This is a genomic window from Rhizobium sp. Rhizsp42, from assembly GCF_047304155.1.
In the GTDB taxonomy this organism is placed as follows: domain Bacteria; phylum Pseudomonadota; class Alphaproteobacteria; order Rhizobiales; family Rhizobiaceae; genus Rhizobium.
On the sequence record NZ_JBGLYS010000023.1, the window covers coordinates 16,877 to 35,769 of the forward strand.

General features: G+C 64.4%; 12 protein-coding genes and 1 tRNA gene. 5 read left to right on the top strand and 8 right to left on the bottom strand.

The annotated features are described in order from the left end of the window. Positions 1–134: 134 nt before the first annotated feature. Positions 135–209, top strand: a tRNA-Gly gene (locus tag ACCD05_RS20385). A 456-nt stretch (positions 210–665) separates the two neighbouring features. Continuing rightward, a complete protein-coding gene (locus ACCD05_RS20390; protein WP_413394893.1) occupies positions 666–1,994 on the top strand; it encodes a glucoamylase family protein in 1,329 nt (442 codons plus the stop codon). A 37-nt stretch (positions 1,995–2,031) separates the two neighbouring features. Here ACCD05_RS20390 and ACCD05_RS20395 read toward each other — a convergent pair whose 3' ends face one another. The 6 genes from ACCD05_RS20395 to ACCD05_RS20420 form a co-directional block, all read right to left on the bottom strand. Then, entirely contained in the window at positions 2,032–3,069 is a 1,038-nt protein-coding gene (locus ACCD05_RS20395; protein WP_413394895.1) for an ABC transporter ATP-binding protein, read from the bottom strand. Continuing rightward, entirely contained in the window at positions 3,066–4,727 is a 1,662-nt protein-coding gene (locus tag ACCD05_RS20400) for an ABC transporter permease (protein ID WP_413394897.1), read from the bottom strand. Before ACCD05_RS20400 ends, ACCD05_RS20395 begins: the two co-directional genes overlap by 4 nt. A gap of 59 nt (positions 4,728–4,786) precedes the next feature. Beyond that, the gene (locus tag ACCD05_RS20405) at positions 4,787–5,818 is read right to left on the bottom strand and encodes an iron ABC transporter substrate-binding protein (protein ID WP_413394898.1); all 1,032 of its coding nucleotides are present in this window, start codon (positions 5,816–5,818) and stop codon (positions 4,787–4,789) included. Between the two features lie 207 nt (positions 5,819–6,025). Beyond that, positions 6,026–7,564: an aldehyde dehydrogenase family protein gene (locus ACCD05_RS20410; protein ID WP_413394900.1), complete on the bottom strand. Its 1,539-nt coding sequence runs from the start codon at positions 7,562–7,564 to the stop codon at positions 6,026–6,028. Positions 7,565–7,589: 25 nt separating this feature from the next. Continuing rightward, a complete protein-coding gene (locus ACCD05_RS20415; RefSeq protein WP_413394901.1) occupies positions 7,590–8,873 on the bottom strand; it encodes an NAD(P)/FAD-dependent oxidoreductase in 1,284 nt (427 codons plus the stop codon). 24 nt (positions 8,874–8,897) lie between these two features. Then, a complete protein-coding gene (locus ACCD05_RS20420; RefSeq protein ID WP_413394903.1) occupies positions 8,898–10,307 on the bottom strand; it encodes a VOC family protein in 1,410 nt (469 codons plus the stop codon). Between the two features lie 112 nt (positions 10,308–10,419). On the opposite strand from ACCD05_RS20420, the gene ACCD05_RS20425 reads away from it, so the two are divergent. The 3 genes from ACCD05_RS20425 to ACCD05_RS20435 all read left to right on the top strand — a co-directional run bounded on the left by ACCD05_RS20425 (position 10,420) and on the right by ACCD05_RS20435 (position 12,924). Next, on the top strand, positions 10,420–11,310 hold the full coding sequence (locus tag ACCD05_RS20425) for a LysR family transcriptional regulator (RefSeq protein ID WP_413394905.1): 891 nt from the start codon (positions 10,420–10,422) through the stop codon (positions 11,308–11,310). Positions 11,311–11,382: 72 nt separating this feature from the next. Further along, a complete protein-coding gene (locus tag ACCD05_RS20430; RefSeq protein ID WP_018901882.1) occupies positions 11,383–11,619 on the top strand; it encodes an Lrp/AsnC ligand binding domain-containing protein in 237 nt (78 codons plus the stop codon). Between the two features lie 138 nt (positions 11,620–11,757). Next, complete coding sequence (locus ACCD05_RS20435) at positions 11,758–12,924, top strand: glycosyltransferase family 4 protein (RefSeq protein WP_413394907.1); 1,167 nt, start codon at positions 11,758–11,760, stop codon at positions 12,922–12,924. Between the two features lie 77 nt (positions 12,925–13,001). Here ACCD05_RS20435 and ACCD05_RS20440 read toward each other — a convergent pair whose 3' ends face one another. Together ACCD05_RS20440 and ACCD05_RS20445 are read right to left on the bottom strand one after the other, a co-directional pair. Beyond that, entirely contained in the window at positions 13,002–16,313 is a 3,312-nt protein-coding gene (locus tag ACCD05_RS20440; protein ID WP_413394909.1) for an alpha/beta fold hydrolase, read from the bottom strand. An 89-nt stretch (positions 16,314–16,402) separates the two neighbouring features. Continuing rightward, positions 16,403–18,877: a glycoside hydrolase family 2 protein gene (locus ACCD05_RS20445; RefSeq protein ID WP_413394911.1), complete on the bottom strand. Its 2,475-nt coding sequence runs from the start codon at positions 18,875–18,877 to the stop codon at positions 16,403–16,405. Between the last annotated feature and the right edge of the window lie 16 nt (positions 18,878–18,893).

Genomic DNA, 18,893 nt, shown 5'->3' on the forward strand with positions numbered 1-18,893 from the left:
AGCTTTTCAAATTTTTCTTCGCCTTTCCGTCATTTCCCTGTTGCATTTGAAAATCGTTTGGGCGATATAGCGCCCGTCGCCGCAAGGTGGCGCCCACGGTCCTCTCTAACTACCACAGGCCGTCGGGATTATGAGCGGGTGTAGCTCAGTGGTAGAGCACAACCTTGCCAAGGTTGGGGTCGAGGGTTCGAACCCCTTCGCCCGCTCCAAAGCTTCCCAACCAATTGATATGTTGTGATTATACGATCGCCGATTGGCCGCGTCGATCGACGCGACCGTAGGATCGAAGCGCGAAACCGCACGCGCGACCGTCATCCTCGGCCTTGTGCCGAGGATCTGAGCACGGTCCCTCTTGCTCAACTTGAATGGACACTTGGCGCCCTGTTTTCGACAGTTGGGTGACGCTCGACGGCGAACACCGCCCCGCCGCAAACATCAGCACCGTTGAATTAGCGGAAACGTGCTTAGACCCTCGGCACAAGGCCGAGGGTGACGGTCGAGAGGGCAGATGCCTCCCGCCTCAAGGCCAGAAACCAATCTCCTCTATGTCCCGCGATGCGCCACGTGCGCGCCGCCTCAACCCCACCCCTCAAAAAACATTGATTTGCGCATCGCACCTGCCCATGTTGAAGCAAGGGGCAGGATAACCGATTGGGCGGGAGAAGATGCTGCAACGGACCGAGGAAACAGATGCCGCGCTGGTCGACAGGCTGCAGCAGGCGGCGTTCAATTACTTCCTGAAACATTCCAACCCCGATAACGGACTTGTCGCCGATACATCGGTCGCAAACGTGCCCTGCAGCATCGCGGCCGTCGGCTTCGCGCTGTCGTCCTACACCGTCGCCGTCGAGCGCGGCTGGATGACGAGGGCCGACGCGGTATCACGCACCACGACGACGCTCTGCTTTTTCGCCAACGGCCATCAGGGTCGCGAGCGGCATGCGATCGGCTACAGGGGCTTCTTCTACCACTTCCTGCACATGGACACCGGCCACCGCGCCTGGAACAGCGAGCTGTCGACCATCGACACGACGCTGCTCGTCGCCGGCGTGCTGACGGCAGCCGCCTATTTCGATGGCGACGACGAGGCCGAGGCCGAAATCCGTCGGCTCTCGACGCTGATCTACGAGCGCATCGACTGGCGCTGGGCGCTGAACAAGGGCGAGACCATCTGCATGGGCTGGAAGCCCTCAAGCGGCTTCCTGCGCTGGCGCTGGCAGGGGTATGACGAGGCGGTGCTGCTCTACACGCTGGCGCTCGCCTCACCCACGCACCCGATCCCGCAATCGAGCTACGATGCCTTCACCTCGAGCTATTCCTGGATGCTCTTCAACGAGAAGTGCTATCTCTATGCCGGGCCCTTCTTCATCCACCTCTTCTCGCATGCCTGGATCGATTTCCGCGGCATCCGCGACAGGCCGATGGCGGCGCGCGACAGCGATTATTTCCGCAACACCCAGATCTGCATCGAGGTGCAGCGCGACTACGCCGAGCGCAACCCCGGAAATTTCATCGGCTATTCCAGGGATGTCTGGGGCCTGTCTGCCTCCGACGGTCCACCGCCCTCACGCAGCCGCCATGGCGACCGGCGTCCGAGCGTGCTGGGCTACGCCGCTCGCGGCGCGCCGCTTGGCCCCGATGATGGAACGCTTGCGCCATGGTGCGCGCTCGCCGCCCTGCCCTATGACCGCGAGGCGGCTATATCAGGCACGCGGGCATTGCTGCAGGCCTATCCCGACCTCTGCTATGAGGGCCGTTTTCCTGGTGGTTTCAACCCAAGCGTCAAGACGGCGGGACCGGAGGGTTGGGTGGACGACCGCTGCGTCGGCATCGACCAGGGGTTGCTCGTCATGTCGATCGAAAACGATCGCTCTGATTTCATCTGGAGCCTGATGCGCAAGTCCGACATCATCCGCACTGGCCTGGAACGCGCGGGCTTTACCGGCGGCTGGCTGGAAGACGAGGCGGAAGACGAAGAGCTCAAGATCGCCTGACAGCGTTTAGCGGGTGGGCGAGCGCGGAGGGCGCCCCTCAGCGCACGAAAACATGCGCCTTGCCGGCGATCTCCAGCCGCACGCGGTCGCCGCGCGAAGGCAGCGCCACGCTGGAGGTCTTGATCAGGATCGGCGGCAATGCCACACCGTCAAGCGAAACAGCAACCGTGCAGGTCGCGCCGCCGAAATCCACCTCAACCACGCGCCCGCCATAGGGCTGCTCGCTGCTGTCGGTGACGACGCGGATCTGTTCGGGCCGGAGCATGATCTCGACCTTGCCCTGATGCTCGCTGTCGACGGCGACATGGCCGAGCGCGCAATCGGCATGGCCGTTGCGGATGATCGCAGGCAGCATGACTGCGTCGCCGAGAAAGAGTGCCGTCTCGCGGTCGCGCGGCGCAAGATAGAGCGACTGCGGCGATCCGGCCTGCACCAGCCTGCCGTCGCGCAGAACGGCCACCTGATCGGCATAGGACAGCGCCTCGGCCTGGTCGTGGGTGACGAGGATGCTGGTGATGCCTGCCGCCTGCAGCACGCGGGCGACCGCCTTGCGCATGTTTTCGCGAAGACCCGTGTCGAGCGCCGAGAAGGGTTCGTCGAGCAGCATCAAGCGCGGCTCGCGGCCGAGCGCGCGCGCCAGCGCCACGCGCTGCTGCTGGCCGCCAGAAAGCTGGTGCGGGCGGCGCGTGAGCATGCCGCGGTCGAGCTCGACCATGTCGAGCAGGTCGAGCACCCGCTTGTCGCGGTCGGTCGCGCCTCGCGCGATGCCGAAACCGATATTGCCGACGACGTCGAGATGCGGAAACAGCGCGCCTTCCTGCGAGACGATGCCGATGCCGCGCTTGTGCGCGGGCACCGCCGCCGGCCCATCGGCCAGCAGCTCGCCATTGAGCGTGACGCGACCCTGATCGGGCTGCTCGAAGCCGGCGATGATACGAAGCAGCGTCGTCTTGCCGGAGCCGGAAGGGCCGACCACCGCCGTGCGGCTGCCTGCCGTCACCTCAAGCGAGATATTATCGAGCGCCTGCACCTGACCGTAACGCTTGCTGGCACCGTCTATCGTAAGCAGCGTCATTGTCCGGCAGTCCGTTTCGATTGAGCATGGAGAAGAAGGGTCAGCGGCAGCGACAGCACGACCATCATGAAGGCGTAAGGCGCGGCCGCGACATAATCGATCTCGCTGGTGAGCGACCAGAATTTCGTGGCCAGCGTCTCGACGCCGTTGGGAGAGAGCATCAGCGTTGCCGTCAGCTCGTTGGTGATCCCGAGCGCCACCAGCGCGATGCTGGCCGCAGCACCCGGCGCTGCAAGCCGCATGGTGATCTGCCGCACCGCCTGGCCGGGTGTGCGCCCAAGCGCCATTGCGGCGCGTTCGAGCTCCACCGGCGCCTGCGCGATGCTGGCGCGAAGGCCGACCATGGCGCGCGGCAGGAAGAGCAGGATATAGGCGAGCAGCAGCGTCGCGAATGTCTGATAGAGCGGCAGCACGAGGCGCACGGTGATCGTCACCAGCGCCAGCGCCACGACCACACCCGGCAGCGAGCCGACATAATAGTGGCAGGCCTCCAGCACGCGCTGCACGCGGCCCGGCGCGCGCACGGACAGCCACGCCATGGGCGCGGCCGCGATCGTCGCCAGGATACCGCCGGCAAGCGCCAGCACGATCGACTGCACGAAGGCATTGCCCACCTCGACGCGCCAGATACCGGCGCCGCCGAGATAGAGCCAGCGCACCAACGTGACGAAGGGAACGCCGAGCGTCAGCGCCGCGACGATGACGGGCAAAAGCACAGCCGGTACCGCGAACCAGCCGAGACGGCGGCGATCGGCGGGACGCGCCGAGCCGGAACCGACACGGGCGTAGCGCTCGTTGCCGCGCACCAGGACTTCGATCGCGAGCAGAAGCAGGCAGCAGGCGACCAGCACGCCGCCGAGCATATTGGCGGCCGGGCTGTTATAGGCCGACTGGAACTGGTCGACGATCGCGGTCGCAAACGTGTCGAAGCGGATCATCACGAAGAGCCCGTATTCCGACAGCAGATGCAGCGCGATCAGCAGCGAGCCGCCGCAGATGGCAAGCCGAAGCTGCGGCAGGATGGTGCGGAAAAACACCGCCCAGGGCCCGAGCCCCAGCGAAGCCGCCGCATCCTCGATCGCCGGATCGAGCCGGCGCAAGGCCGCCGCGACGGGCAGATAGAGGAACGGGTAGTATGCCAGCACCGAAACGAAGACGCCGCTCTGCAGCCCGCGCATTCCGGGCACCAGGCTGACCCAGGCGTAGGAATGCACGAAGGCAGGCACCGCGAGCGGCGCCACGGCAAGCCAGGCCCAGAGCCTGGCGAAGGGAACATCGGTGCGCTCGGTGATCCAGGCAAGCGTTACCGCCAGCACGATCGACAGCGGCACGGTGATGACTTCGAGGGCGACGGTGTTGACGAGCAGCTCGCCGACGCGCGGGCGAAACACCAACTGCTTCACCGTTTCCCAGCCGACATCGACGGTGATCCAGCCGATGAAACCGAGGGGAACGAGGCTGAACAGCGCGACGATTGCGGCAAAAAGCACGACGGGCGCATAAGGCATGCCCCGGCGCGGTCGCGCCAGTCCTGCCGCCGGCCGCGCCGCCGGCATATCGGAAGCAAGCAATCTGTTGTCCTGCAGCAAGGCCGCGCCTTTGACACGCTGAAAAAGGAAGGCAACCGTCTTTGACAGACGGTTGCCGTGTATCGTCATGGCCTAAAGTTTTCTTGAGGCAAAAGCAACAGTTTTGCCCGGCCGCCGCGCTGCAGCCGTTAGATCAGGCCGGCGGCGGTGATCATCTCGACCACCTTCTTGCTGTTCAGCTGCGAGGCATCGACTGCGGGCGCCTGCAGGTCGGCCATCGGCACGAGCTTGTCGTTGGAAGCCGCACCCTTGCCGACGGCGTACTCATAGGACGTGCCGTTCTTCAGGATCGCCTGCCCCGCCTTGCCGGTAATGAACTTCAGGAAGGCCTGCGCCTCCTTCTGGTGCTGGCTCGACTTCAAGATACCACCGCCCGAGAGGCTGACGAAGGCGCCCGGATCCTGGTTCTTGAAGTAGTGCAGCGCGACGTTCTTGCTGTTTTCAGCCGTCGCCGCCTGATCGCCGAACCAGTAGTAATGATAGATGATCGCGCCTTCGACCTCGCCCGCGTTGACCGCCTTCATGGCAACCGTGTTGCTCTTGTAGGAGGTCGCGTTTTCCTTCAGCGCCTTCAGCCAGGCGGCCGTCGCCTCCTCGCCCTTCAGCTGCAGCAGCGCGCTGACGATAGCCTGGAAATCGGCGCCGACAGGTGCAGCACCCCAGCGGCCTTTCCACGAGGGATCGGCGAGATCCATCATCGATTTCGGCAGCTTGTCCTCGGTGAGCTTGGTCTTGTCATAGGCAAACACGGTGGAGCGCGCCGCGATGCCGGCCCACATCCCATCCTTCGCGCGAAACTCTTCTGGCAGCTGGTCGAGCGTTGCCTTGTCGATCGGCGCGAAGAGCCCGGCGGCATCGACCAAGGTCATCGCCGGCGAATTCTCGGTGAGGAAAACGTCGGCGGGCGACGCCTCGTCTTCCTGGATGATCTGGTTGGCGAACTGCATGTCGCTGCCCTGGCGCATCGTCACCTTGATGCCGGTTTCCTTGGTGAAGGCGTCCACCCATTCCTGGCCGAGGCTCTGGTGCTGGGCGTTGTAGACGACGATACCTTCGGACTCTTCCTCCTGCGCCTTGGCGCCCGAAGCCAGCGATGTCGCGGCAAGAAGCATGGCGCCGAACGCGGCGACCTGCGAGAGGCGATTAAGGGAGACGGTCATGATGCCCTCCATGGCATGTCATCTGCGATATCCATGATATTGCAGCGGTATATTTTCCTTGGCACTCGATTTCAAGTTTAGGCGACCTCAAGGCCATCACAAAGGCTTGAAATAATTGGAAAATACTTAGAACGATTCTAGCCGGCAGCAAAAAGGGCGGCAACGCCTTCGCGCTCCCGCCCCTTTGTCATCACAGCCGTCAGACGGTTATTCGACGTCGAACTTCACGCCCTGCGCCAGAGGCAGCGTCTTGCCGTAGTTGATCGTGTTGGTGGTGCGGCGCATGTAGGCACGCCATGCGTCGGAGCCGGACTCGCGGCCGCCGCCGGTTTCCTTTTCGCCGCCGAACGCGCCGCCGATCTCGGCACCCGAGGGGCCGAGGTTGACGTTGGCGATGCCGCAATCCGACCCGCGCGCCGAGACGAAGGTTTCGGCTTCGCGCATGTCATTGGTGAAGATCGACGACGACAGGCCCTGCGGCACGGCGTTGTGATCTTCGAGAACCGCGTCGAAATCGCTGTACTTCATGACGTAGAGGATCGGCGCGAAGGTCTCGTTCTCGACCGGACCGGTCTGCGCGGGCATTTCGACCAGCGCCGGGCGCACGTAGAAGGCGTCGGAGGCGCCGTTTTCGACACGCTCGCCACCGGTGACCTTGCCGCCCGCGGCCTTCGCCTGCTCCAGCGCCGACTGCATGTTTTTGTAAGCCTGGCTGTCGATCAGCGGTCCGACCAGCGTGCCTGTTTCCAGCGGATTGCCGATGCTGACGGAGCCGTAAGCCTTCTGCAGGCGCGGAACCAATGCGTCGTAGACGCTCTCATGCACGAACAGGCGGCGCAGCGTGGTGCAGCGCTGGCCGGCGGTGCCCATGGCCGAGAAGGCGACGCCGCGCAGCGTCAGGTCGAGATCGGCCGTCGGGCAGATGATCGCGGCGTTGTTGCCGCCGAGTTCCAGGATGGCGCGGGCAAAGCGCTGCGAGAGGCGCGGCCCAACGGCGCGGCCCATGGCAGTCGAGCCCGTGGCAGAAACCAGCGGCACCTTCGGATGATCGACCAGCGCCTCGCCGACATCGCGGCCGCCGATCAGAAGCGTCGAGAGATTGGCCGGCGCCGTGCCGCCTTCGGCGACGAAGCGCTTCAGCGCCTTTTCGAACAGCGCCTGCGTGGCAAGTGCGGTCAGCGGCGTCTTTTCCGACGGCTTCCAGACGGTGGAGTTGCCGCAGACAAGCGCCAGCGCTGCATTCCAGGACCAGACAGCGACGGGGAAATTGAAGGCCGAGATGATGCCGACGACGCCGAGCGGGTGCCAGCTTTCCATCATCCGGTGCTCGGAACGCTCGGTGGCGATCGTCAGGCCGTAGAGCTGGCGCGACAGGCCGACGGCGAAATCGCAGATGTCGATCATTTCCTGCACTTCGCCGAGACCTTCGGACGTGATCTTGCCGACCTCGATCGACACCAGCCGGCCGAGCTCGGCCTTGGCCGCGCGCAGCTCCTCGCCGAGCAAGCGCACAAGCTCGCCGCGCTTCGGGGCCGGAACGGCGCGCCATTCGAGAAACGCCTTGTGGGCGTTATCGATCGCGGTCTTGGCATCAGTGACCGACACTTCCTTCAGCGCGCCGATTTCCTTGCCTGTCACGGGCGACGTTACCCGCAGCGTACCGCCGGTGAAGCGGTCGGCGCTGACGCCGAGCTTGGCAAGCAGGGTCTTGGTTTCGGTGGCGAGATCGAGCGTTTCGATGGTCATTGTCGTGGTTCCAACCTTATTGTTCTTAAAAGCGGGCATCGGCGAAGTGGGCGACCTGGGCGCCGGCTTCGTACCATAATTCCTTGGCGGCGCGGAAGCGCGGCTCGGCGGGATCAGTAAGCGGCAGCGGTAGCTCGGCCTCGCTCATCTCCCCCAGGATGTGGCGGGCGAGCGTGCGGCCAAACACCGTTCCCGGCGCGATCCCCCGGCCATTATAGCCGGAAAAGCCGACGACATTATCGGCGAACTTGTGAAAGCGCGGCAGCGAATTGTCGGTCATGCCGATCTTGCCGTACCACTCGCATTCGAACTCGACATCGCCAAGCTGCGGGAAGAGCTTCTTCATCGCGCGCCGCGCCCAGCCCTTGTGGACGGACAGCCCCGTGTTGCGCAGCGCACCCACACTGCCGAACACCAGCCGGCCGGCCTGGTCCATGCGGTAGGAGGAGAGAATTTCCTTCGTGTCCCAGACGCCCTCGCGGCCAGCCAGGATCGACTTGCGCAGATTGTCGCCGAGCGGCCGGGTCGCCAGGTTGAAATAGGGCAGATGCACCTGCTCGTTGCGCACCTGTTCCCAGGGGCCGGTGCTGTAGGCATCCGTCGCCACGATGATCCAGTCAGCGGTCACGGAACCTTTCGCCGTCTTCACCGTCCAGCGCTTGCCGTTTCTCTCGGTGGCGATGACGGGGCTCGACGTATGCAGCGCAACGCCCGCCTTGACGGCGGCATGCGCGAGGCCGCGCGCGTAGGCGAGCGGCTGCAGTGTGCCGGCGCGCATGTCGAGCAGCGATCCGGTATAGGCCTGGCTGCCGACGCGGCGTGCCGTCTCGGCGGCGTCGAGCAATCTGACATCGGCACCCCGCGCCGCCCACTGGCTGGCGCGATCGGTGATTTCCTTGAGGCCATCGGCGCCGACGGCGACATGCAGCGTGCCGTTGCGCTCAAGCTCGCAGGCGATCTTGTGCTTGTCGATCAGCTCCATCACCAGCTTCGGCGCATTGCCGAGCAGGTCGAGCAGGCGCTCGCCATAGACGGGGCCGAGCACGCCGGGCAGATCGTCGGGCATCACCCACATGCCGGCATTGATCAGCCCGACATTGCGGCCCGCGCCACCGAAGCCGACTTCGTTGGCCTCGAGCAACACGACTGACTTGCCGGCTTCCGCCAGATGCAGGCTGGACGACAGCCCGGTATAGCCCCCGCCGACCACGACGATATCGGCCGTAACGGACCCTGACAGCGGCACCGTTGCCGGCGGCTGCGGCGCGGTCTTTTCCCAGAGGCCGTGGGAGCGCGGATCATTCAGCATCGGAGAGCTCCGTTCCGAGGTCTATCAGGCAACGTTGCTCAGGCGCAGGCCGGAAAGCCCGAGCAGATCGATCGCCGCCTCCAGCGAGCGTGCCTGACGTTCCGCGTAGAGGTCAAGCTCATCCGTGACGGTCGCGCCGAGCGCCTCTTCGAAGGCCGAGCGGTTGGAGCGGGTCGCGTAGTTCTGCTGCTGGTCCGTGCCGAGGTTCGACTGGAAGATCCCGGCGGCACTCACAGGCAGGAAGTCCTCGTAGACGATGGGATCGAAGGTGAGATAACCCATCTCGATCAGCGCCTCGGCATCGTCAGGCAGCGCGCCGTCGACGGCAGCGGCAACGCCCTCGGGCGTCGCGGAATAGTGGAAGAAGGCCAGCTGCTCGGCCCGAAGCACCGCCCAGCTATCCGGCAGTTCGCGGAACCGCTCGGCAAGCTCGCTGTCGTAATCGCCAGCCTTGGCGCCGGCGGCACCGACCTGCACCTCGCCGCGAACCGAAGCCAGCAGCCGGTCGTAAAGCACCCGGCCCTTGGCCGTCAGCGCCACGCCGCGCTGCTCGATCTCGCCGAAGCGCGCCGTATGCGTGCCCTTGGCAGCGCTCGTCTCGCCGGCAAAGGCGATCGCCTCTTCCAGCGCCTTGAAGCTGGTCTGGCGCAGCAGGATATCGCAATCACGGCGCGGCGGCCCCTCAATGACGGCCTTCGGCGTGATGCCGCGCTCCGGCATGCGGGCCTGCACGGCGTCGATATCGAGCGTGCGCGGGGTCAGGTGGTTGATATGCGGCCCCTTGAACGAGACGACGTCGGCGATCAGCCGGTGCGCGTCGTGCAGGCGCTTGTAGGTCTCGGCGGTGACCGTCGCCTCGCCATGCCAGCGGAAGGTTTCCAGCGCCTCGGCGACGAACTCCTGCGCTTCCGCCTCCGTCAGCCCGCCGACCTCTTCATGACGCTCGATCAGCTGGATGGCGCGCTCGGTATAGATGCGGCGCTTCGACAGAATATCGGCGGCCTCGGCGCGCAAAGCCTCGTCCTCGATGAGTTCGAGCCTGAGCAAAGAGGTGAAGACCCGGAACGGATTGACGCTGAGCGCCGCCAGGTCGACCGGGCGGAAGCAGGTGGAATGAACAGGCACGCCCGCCACCGAGAGATCGTAATAGCCGACCGACTGCATGCCCATGACGGCAAAGAGGCGGCGGATGGTGAAAAGCTCTTCAGGAGTACCGAGACGAATGGCGCCATGGCGCTCGACATCGATGCGCTCCAACTCGCCGGCCCGCGTCAGGCGCTCGCGCAGGCCTTTATCCTTGGCCAGCACCTCGGCATTGACGTCCGCAACCAGTTCCAGCAGCGTTCCGTATTGCGGCACCTCGGCGCGATACATCTGCGACATCGCTTCGGTAAACAGCGAGCGGATGCGGTCTGTGGAAACGAAGCCTGCCATGATAGAGATCCCCACGTTCATTCCGATTATGATTAGTGCAGCTATTTACAAGCGCCCGAAAGCCATAAATATCGACATTTCGGAAATAGCTCATTCTGAAATGGAATGACCCATGCTGACGTCAAGGCGTTTTCTACCCTCCACCGCGCTGCTTTCCGCCTTCGAGGCGGTATCGCGCACCGGCAGCGTCACGGCGGCCGCCAAGGAACTCGACCTGACGCAGAGCGCCGTCAGCCGCCAGATCAAGACGCTGGAGGAGCAACTCGGCGTCGAGCTCTTCATCCGCGAGCGCCAGACGGTGCGCCTGACGCTTGCCGGCGACGGCTATGCCCGCGAGATCCGCGAGGCGCTGCGGCGCATCTCCAGCGCCTCCTTGAACCTGCGCGCCAATCCGCACGGCGGCACGCTCAACCTCGCGATCTTGCCGACCTTTGGCACCCGCTGGCTGGCGCCGCGCCTCGGCCGCTTCCTCGCCGCCAATCCCGGCGTTACCATCAACCTCGTCACCCGCCTCTCCTCCTTTGATTTTCGGCTCGATTCGATCGACGCCGCCATCCATTTCGGCCATCCGCTCTGGCCCGGCGCCGAGCTCACCTTCCTGATGTCGGAAAAGACCGTGCCCGCCTGCAGCCCCGATTTCCGCGACCGGTACGGCATCAGCCAGCCATCCGATCTCGTTGATGTGCCGCTCCTGCATCTCACCACCCGGCCGGATGCCTGGGAACAATGGTTCGCCGATAACGAGGTGCCGCCACAAACCGTTCACGGCATGCTCTTCGACCAGTTCGCCACCGCCGCCCAGGCGGCCATCGCCGGCCTCGGCGTGGCGCTGCTGCCGACCTTTCTCATCCAGGACGAGCTGAAGCGCGGCGATCTCGTGGCATCAGTCAATCGCGAGATGGAGAGCAAGGAACGCTATTATCTGGCCTTTCCCGCCGAGCGCGCCGACTACGCCCCGCTGTCAGCCTTCCGCGACTGGATCGTCCGCGAGGCCGGCGGTTGACGGAACCGCTTGCGCCGCACCCGTCGTTTCGCGCATTATGCGCCGCAACAGAATTCGACCCAGGAAATCCTCATGAAGCCGATCTTCGTCCAGCTCCAATGCGCCCCCGGCAAGACCTACGAGGTCGCCGACGCCATCTACAAGACCGAACGCGTCTCGGAGCTCTATTCGACCAGCGGCGATTACGACCTGATGCTCAAGGTCTATATCCAGGAAGGCGAGGACATCGGGAAATTCGTTAACGATCAGATCGCCAGCATTCCCGGCATCGTCCGCTCGCTGACGACGCTGACCTTCCGCGCATTCTGAGACTGGGTCACGGTCGGTTAACTCTTCCCAAAAGCAAATCCCCGAAGGCGCGGACATTTAACGCCGCCTTAACGCGGGCGGTCGCCATGTGGCATCGATGAAAGCCGCGACCAGCAATCGCGGCCGAAGGAATGACATATGTCCGCCGCCGAACTCTATTCCCATGACGCCGAACCGGTCGCCGCCAGCGCGCCGCTGATCATTCACGTCATCCGCCAGTTCCTGCCCAATCGCGGCGGCCTTGAGGACGTAGTTGCCAATCTCGCGCGCCAGACGCTGAAGCGCGGCTACCGCGTTCGCGTCGTCACGCTCGACAGCCTGTTTACCGACCGCGACAAGAAACTGCCTTCACGCGAGACCATCGACGGCATCGACGTCGTCCGCATCCCCTGGTCGGGCAGCACGCGCTATCCGCTCGCGCCTGAGGTCTTCCGCCATCTCGGCGACGCCGATCTGATCCATGTGCATGCGATCGACTTCTTCTTCGATGCGCTTGCCTGGGGCCGCTTCCTGCATCGCAAGCCGATGGTGGTCACCACCCATGGCGGCTTCTTCCACACGACGAAATTCGCGGCGATCAAAAAGGTCTGGTTCCAGACCATCACCCGCCTCTCGGCCATGGCCTACAAGCGGGTCATCGGCTGCAGCATGTCGGATCTCGCGCAGTTCGAGAAGATCGCGCCGAGCCGCAGCATTCTCATCGAAAACGGCGCCGATATCGGCAAGTTCGCCGACCGCGCATCCCGCAGCCCCAAGCGCCGGATCGTCACGATCGGCCGGTTCTCGGTCAACAAGCGCCTCGACAGGCTGATCGACGCCCTGGCGGTGCTGAGGGTGTGCAATCCGGATTGGCATCTCGATATCGCCGGCGTCGAATCCGATCTGACCCAGCAGGACCTGATGGCCCAGATCGACCGGCTGAAGCTGAACGACGCCGTCACCATCCATGTCGGCGCCGACAACGACGCGATCGGCCGGATCATCGCCGACGCCTCGATCTTCGCCTCCGCTTCATCCTATGAAGGTTTTGGGCTTGTGGCGCTGGAAGCCATGAGCGCCGGCCTGCTGCCGGTGCTCAACACCAACGAGGCCTTTAGAACGCTCGGCGCGCGGCACAAGGACGTCCTGCTCGTCGACTTCGCCGATACGGCCGCCGCAGCCCTCGCGCTGGAAACGGCCTACAAGCGCCTGGAAGCGCAGGGCCCGGCGGTGCGAGCCGCCCTTCTCTCCGATGCGTCTGGCTATTCCTGGGATGTCGTCGCGGAACGTTACATCGGCGTCTACAAAGAGCTTATCGCCGGCTAATAAAAGCCGGCGCTTCTGCCCTCGACAATCCGTAGAATCTACAGACCCAAAGCGGACAGGCGCACGCCTGTGCCCGCTCAGGCCTTCGCCAGCCGCGCGATCTCGGCGAACACCGTCCGGCGCGATTCCGGCGGGGTCAGATTGTGATCGGCATCCGGCAGCATCACCAGCCGCACGTTCGGATGGCGCTCGAACTTGCGGCCGCCGGGGCCGAAGTGGAAGTACATGTGCTCCAGCCCGACATCGCCTTCGCTGTAGATCAGCGTCAGCGGCACCTTGCGCTTGCCGACGGTGACGAAGGATTTTTTCACCTCGCTCGCCGTGTGCCTGCGGCTCGGCAGATATTCGAGCAGCGGCGCGATGCGCACCGACATGCGGCGTGAGAAGGCGATGATGACATTGCGCGTCGCCGCCAGCACGTCGATATCGCCCTTCAGCAGGCGCTTGACCGTGGCAAAGCTGGAGAGCCGCTGGCCGTAATCCTCGAAGCTGCGCGGCACCGACACGACATGCTTGCGCTCGACTGGCTGGTTCGGATCCCAATAGTAGACGAAGGGATTGATCGAAACGGCCGCCTTGACCCTGACATCGTCGACGGCCGACCGGATGGCGACATAGCCGCCGCTGCAGCGCCCGGCAACCATCAGCGGGCCCGGCACCATGCCCTCGAGCAGATCGAGTGCGGCCTGCGCATCGGCGTTCTGGGTCGCGGAATAGAGGATTTGATCCGGGGCATCCGGACGCGGCGGGCTGTCGCCGACATTGGCGGAATCGAAGCGGATCGAGGCGACGCCCTCGCGGGCAAGCCCCCGGGCCATATCGGTGATCGCGCGACCCCAGCCGGACTGGCGGTCGTATGCGGTCGACAGGAACACCACGCTGTTCCCTCGTGGCCGTCCGATCGGGCGCGTGACGACGCCGACCAGATGATTGAACGCCCCGAAACGCACCGGCACTTCCTCAAAGCCGTCGCCTGCGAGCGACTGCGTGTCGACAGTGGTGGCGGAAGGTGCAGCAGCCGGATCGACCGACGTATGCTCGTCCACCCATTGCGCCAGCGTCTCGACGACCTCCATCGGCGTGCGCGAAAAGACCGGGTCGGAGATCAGCCTGTCGTAGCCCTTGAACGTCTGCTGCTCGACCGTCGCGCCAAGCGCGGTCAGGTTATCGGCGAGCGTCGTGTCGTCGGCGCGCTCGGGGCGCTCCAGAATGAGGTAGCGCTGTGCTGCCAGCGTTTCCGGCGCGGCGATGCGGACCTTCGACAGTTCCGCGGCGATCCCATCGGGCATCTGCAGCCCGGCGATCATGTGCTTGCCCTCGGGAATGGCATCCTCGCCCAATCCCAGGTGATGATTGATGAACGTCGCCCATGCGCGAAGCTCGCGCAGATAGGCGCGGCCATTGACGACGGGACCGAGCAAGGCAATGGCATCGACGCCTTCGATCGACGGCGCGGTTCTCTGCGCCAGTGCCGCACCGAGCCCCTGCGCGACGATGATGATGCGGCCGCAGCCGCTCAGCTGCTTCAGCCGCTCGGCGGCGTCGCGGATCGCGTCTTCCCAGATCTTCAGACCAACGGTGTCTTCGACATCGAGCGCATCGCCGGCGCCGGGATAATCGAAGCGCAGGCTGGGAACGCCGAGGCTTGCGAAATGCTCCGCCGTGACGCGGAAGAACCGCCGGCTGCACATCTCCTCAAGCCCCCAGGGATTGACGAAGAGTACGGCCGTGGAGCGCTTGGCAACGCCAGCGTCTTCCGGCTTGAACAGGCCGATCGTGCCATCAAAGGCAAAGGGCAGCGCGGCCTCATTGCCGGCGCCTTCGGCAAGACCGGTCTCGACGGTGATCTCGATCGCCTCTTCCGCTTCCGCCGTCTTGGCGCTTGCTGGCGCAATGAAGGCGACTGCCTTGCGGGCGGACTTTCCTACCGAGCCGGGCAATTTTTCGACAATAGACGACATAACATCGGCATCCTCTCGCGGAATTGCCTTTAAAAGCTTGAGCGCAACAATATAGCCAGCGCCCCCAAGAACGACTGCGAGAAGAAGTCCAATAGAACCATTGATATAGTGTAAAATTCCGAGAGCTATAATTGCGCACAGAACCGATGCGGCAAACGTCTTGAGCAGACTTACGTACAAACCGGAGAGCTGAGAGCCGAAACCGGTCTGCCGCACCATGATAATACACATAATCGTGAACACGCCGATGCGCACCATCGCGGCACCCTCGGCGGCGAAGAACGGAACGACCGCAAGGCAGCTGAGCGTCATCACGGCGGCGCCGACGAGGCTGACTTTCAGCCGGTCGCGGGCGCGATCCATCGACAGCAGATAGAGGCTGAGCGTCTGCATGAAGGTGTAGGACGGGGCGGCAAGCGCCAAGAGCGCCACGACGGTTCCGCTGCGCGCGAATGCCTCGCCGAACACCGCGCGCACCAACTCGCTCGATATGGCGGCAAGCCCGAAGCTCATCGGCAGGATGATATAGGCCATGCTGCGGGTCACGGCCGCAAATACCTCGACCGGCAGGGTGCGGTCGTCGCTCGAGTGGCGCCGCTCCGAGTAATAGGGGAGCAGGCTGCCCGTCATCTGGATCGGCAGCTGCAGCGCGATATTGGCCACCGACAGGCCGACGGCATAGAAGCCGACCATCTCGACCGACCAGAATTGCTGCAGGAACAGGAGCTCTAACCTGTTTAGAAAGATGGAATCGATCAGGAACTGCGCCGAGAGCACGATCGACGAGGCCGCCAGATATTTCAGCGGCACCCCGCAGCGATCGCGCGGCGTCATCAGGATAGGGATGGTGGCGATGAAGAACACCATCTGCCCCAGCAGATAGCCGACCAGAACACCTTCGACCCCATAGAGCACGGCGCCGGCGCCGACGCCGATCAGCTGCAGCAGGCACACACCCATGGCGAGCTTGAAGAAATCGGTCAGCCGCCGCTCACCGATGAGGTAGAATTTGACGAAGGATCCGATCGCCTGCACGAAGAACAGCGCGCCCGTGACATAGGCGACCGAGGGGGCGGTCTTCGCCCAATGCATCTGTTCCGACGTCAGGAAGAACAGCGCGTAGAGGCCGAGCAGAAACAGCGTCGAGCACAGCATGACGGTGACGAGCAGCGAGGCAAAACCCAGCCGCCGGCGCGCGTCAAAACCTTCCGCCTGCAGCTGCGGCAGCGTCTTCGACATGGTGATGCTGGAGCCGAGCTCGGCGATCGACGCGCCGGTGACGACGAGCCAGAGCGAGAAGGCGACGATGCCGTTCGCCTCCGGCCCAAGCAGCCGGGCGGTGATGATGGAAGACAGGAATCCCGTTACCAGCAGCAGCATTCCCGCCGCGCCGTTCATCACAGAATTCGCGATAATTCCCTTAGACATACCGTATCCGCTTTAGGCCGTTCGAAGGGCCTATTTTAGTAAGAAAGTCTTTCGAAATTGATTGCGCCTCATCTTTCGCGGTGAACGCGCTAGAACGAAAAGGCGCGCGCGCCGCCCGGTCTCAGTACCTCGCCGGTCGGGTGATCATCCGCGCTTCGCCCGGAAAGCGGGCGCAGCAGAACGCGTTTGGCCGCTCCCGGCGCCAGATGGAACCAGTCATCGTCGGGCCGGAAACCATCGACGCTGAAATGCACCGACTGTGCCAGCCTGTCGGTCGCCAGATCCGCAAACCACGCGCCGCCGTCTTCGACCAGCGACACCTGGATCTCGGCATCGTGCACAGCCTTCGAGCGCCCCTGCGGGAAATGGAAGGCATCGGCCACCACCGCGCCCCCCTCGGGAAGCCTCAGCCGCGCCACCGTGACGTCATGCGCTGGCGGCCCGAAGCGGAAGGCGTAAGTGGTGTCGAAGAAGGCGCCGAAGAGATCGGTTGCGGCAAACGTCTCGGTGCTGCGTGGCGCAAGCGTCAGGATGCGTCCGCCGCTCGCCACATTCTGCCGGCCGTTTCTGAAGCAGATGACCTCGAGATCGAGTTGCAGGCTGTGCTCGGTCTCGTTGATGACATGTACGTCGAGGCCGTTGGTCCCCTCGTCGGTCATAAGCACCTGAACCGGCCGGAAGGCGCGGCGCAGCGCGTACCAGATCGGCTTCGGTGCGCCGGTTGAATCGATCACGCCCCAGCCGGCGCCGGGCAGCAGATCCTGAAGCGTCCAGACCAGCGCGCCATTGCAGCTCGACCCCTTGCGCCGCCATTCCGCGAACGTCTCCTCCGCCACCTCGCCGGTGACGGCGCGCGACAGGTCGAGATAGAGATCGCGATTTTCGCGGCGCAGGCGCGCCGGATCGACGTCGTAGAGATGGCCAAGATAGAAATCGCGCACATCCTCGAAATCCCAGGAAGCGCCGCGATCCCTTGGCACGCGCGATTTCCATAGCGGGCTGTGCACCGGCGGCACGTCGAGATGCCGCTGCAGCGTTTTCTGCTGCGGCACATTGGCGAAGGCGAGGCTCTCGGCCGCGAAGCGCACATTGGCGCGGCGAGCATCGTCAAGCGGCCGCATATAGGCGCCGACGCCGTAATAATGCGTCACGCCGGCATTCGGCGAAAACGGCATGGCGCCGCCGGAGGGCGAATTGGCGACATAGGGAATTTCGGGGCAGAGCCGCGCCGCGATCGCCGGAATGATCTCGTCGGTGATCGGTCCCGACCAGAATTCCGACGGCAGGCCGAGCATCGCCGCCTGCTGGTAGATCTCGCTGCCGCCGCAAAGCACCGTAAGCGACGGCGAACCCTGTACACCGTGCAGGAACTCCTCGACCTCGGCATGCACATGCGCGGTAAAGGCCTTGTCGTTCTTCGGATAGTCGAAATTGGCGAACATGAAGTCCTGCCAAACCATCAGCCCAAGCTCGTCGCAAAGCTGGAAGAACTCGGGCGTCTCGTAGGCCATGGTGCCGCCGATGCGGATCATGTTCATGCCGGCCTCGGCCGCCAGCCGCAGGAACGGCTCATAATCAGCCCGCGCGCCCGGGAGCTTCACGATATCGGCCGTCGTCCAGACAGCGCCGCGGCAAAACACCCGCTCGCCATTGATGAGAAGCGCGAACTCGCTGCCATCAGCGCCGCAATCGGCCACGACACTTCGGAAACCGGTCTTGCCCAGCGGATGCTCGACACCATCGATGACGACGGCGTAATCGTAGAGGCGCGGCGTCCCATGGGTGTGAGGCCACCAGGGCTCCACGTCCTTCAACCTCAGAATGGCCGAGTAGTGCCGCTCGCCGACCTTTTCGAACGCCTGCTCGATGTCGCCGCAGCGCAGCGACAATTCGGGTGCCTCGGCATCGGTGCGGAGCGACACGCTGAGCTTGCCCGAACCATCCGGCTCCAGCACCGCCCTCACGCTGACATCATCCAGCGAGACGACATCGCGACGCACCAGCGTGACCGGACGCCAAGGGCCGGCGGCGTGGATCTCAGGGCACCAGCCGGGCATGCGGCCAAGCAGCGTGGTGCGGACGTTCTTCAATCCCTGCGGCGTGATCATCTGCGGCCGCCAGCGGGCGCGCGGGCCGTTGTCGGCAATCCTGGGCGCAAGCGCGCGAAAGCAGAGCGCCAGTTCGTCGCCGCCTGACAGCGTCACCGGCACCTCGTGCATGGTGAACATGCTCTCCGACGAGAGGATTTCCTGGCCGTTCAGAAACACATGGCAGAGCGTCGCCAGACCCTCGAAGCGCAGGATGGCATCACCCGGCGCGGCGTCGAACAGGCGGCAGACATACCAGGCATCCCTGTTGTCGAGCGGCACGGGATTTTCGCGGTCGAACAGGCCCGCTCGCTCCAGCGCGGCAGCGACCGTGCCCGGCACCTCGGCGGGGATGAACTGAGCGGAAAGCGGCAGGTCGTGCGGATTGGCGCAGGCGCCGGGTTCCGTCAGAACCAGGTTCCATCCTTCGCTGAGCGCGATCTCCTCCGCCGCAATGCTCGCCAGTCTCCCACGCATGATCAGGCCTCCGGCT

What these genes read in the sequence shown, in the direction of transcription:
- ACCD05_RS20445 (WP_413394911.1), bottom strand. Translation starts at nt 18,877, where the DNA reads ATGCGTGGGAGACTGGCGAGCATTGCGGCGGAGGAGATCGCGCTCAGC.
- ACCD05_RS20405 (WP_413394898.1), bottom strand. Translation starts at nt 5,818, where the DNA reads ATGACCGTCTCCCTTAATCGCCTCTCGCAGGTCGCCGCGTTCGGCGCC.
- ACCD05_RS20440 (WP_413394909.1), bottom strand. Translation starts at nt 16,313, where the DNA reads ATGTCTAAGGGAATTATCGCGAATTCTGTGATGAACGGCGCGGCGGGA.
- ACCD05_RS20400 (WP_413394897.1), bottom strand. Translation starts at nt 4,727, where the DNA reads ATGACGATACACGGCAACCGTCTGTCAAAGACGGTTGCCTTCCTTTTT.
- ACCD05_RS20420 (WP_413394903.1), bottom strand. Translation starts at nt 10,307, where the DNA reads ATGGCAGGCTTCGTTTCCACAGACCGCATCCGCTCGCTGTTTACCGAA.
- ACCD05_RS20425 (WP_413394905.1), top strand. Translation starts at nt 10,420, where the DNA reads ATGCTGACGTCAAGGCGTTTTCTACCCTCCACCGCGCTGCTTTCCGCC.
- ACCD05_RS20410 (WP_413394900.1), bottom strand. Translation starts at nt 7,564, where the DNA reads ATGACCATCGAAACGCTCGATCTCGCCACCGAAACCAAGACCCTGCTT.
- ACCD05_RS20430 (WP_018901882.1), top strand. Translation starts at nt 11,383, where the DNA reads ATGAAGCCGATCTTCGTCCAGCTCCAATGCGCCCCCGGCAAGACCTAC.
- ACCD05_RS20395 (WP_413394895.1), bottom strand. Translation starts at nt 3,069, where the DNA reads ATGACGCTGCTTACGATAGACGGTGCCAGCAAGCGTTACGGTCAGGTG.
- ACCD05_RS20415 (WP_413394901.1), bottom strand. Translation starts at nt 8,873, where the DNA reads ATGCTGAATGATCCGCGCTCCCACGGCCTCTGGGAAAAGACCGCGCCG.
- ACCD05_RS20435 (WP_413394907.1), top strand. Translation starts at nt 11,758, where the DNA reads ATGTCCGCCGCCGAACTCTATTCCCATGACGCCGAACCGGTCGCCGCC.
- ACCD05_RS20390 (WP_413394893.1), top strand. Translation starts at nt 666, where the DNA reads ATGCTGCAACGGACCGAGGAAACAGATGCCGCGCTGGTCGACAGGCTG.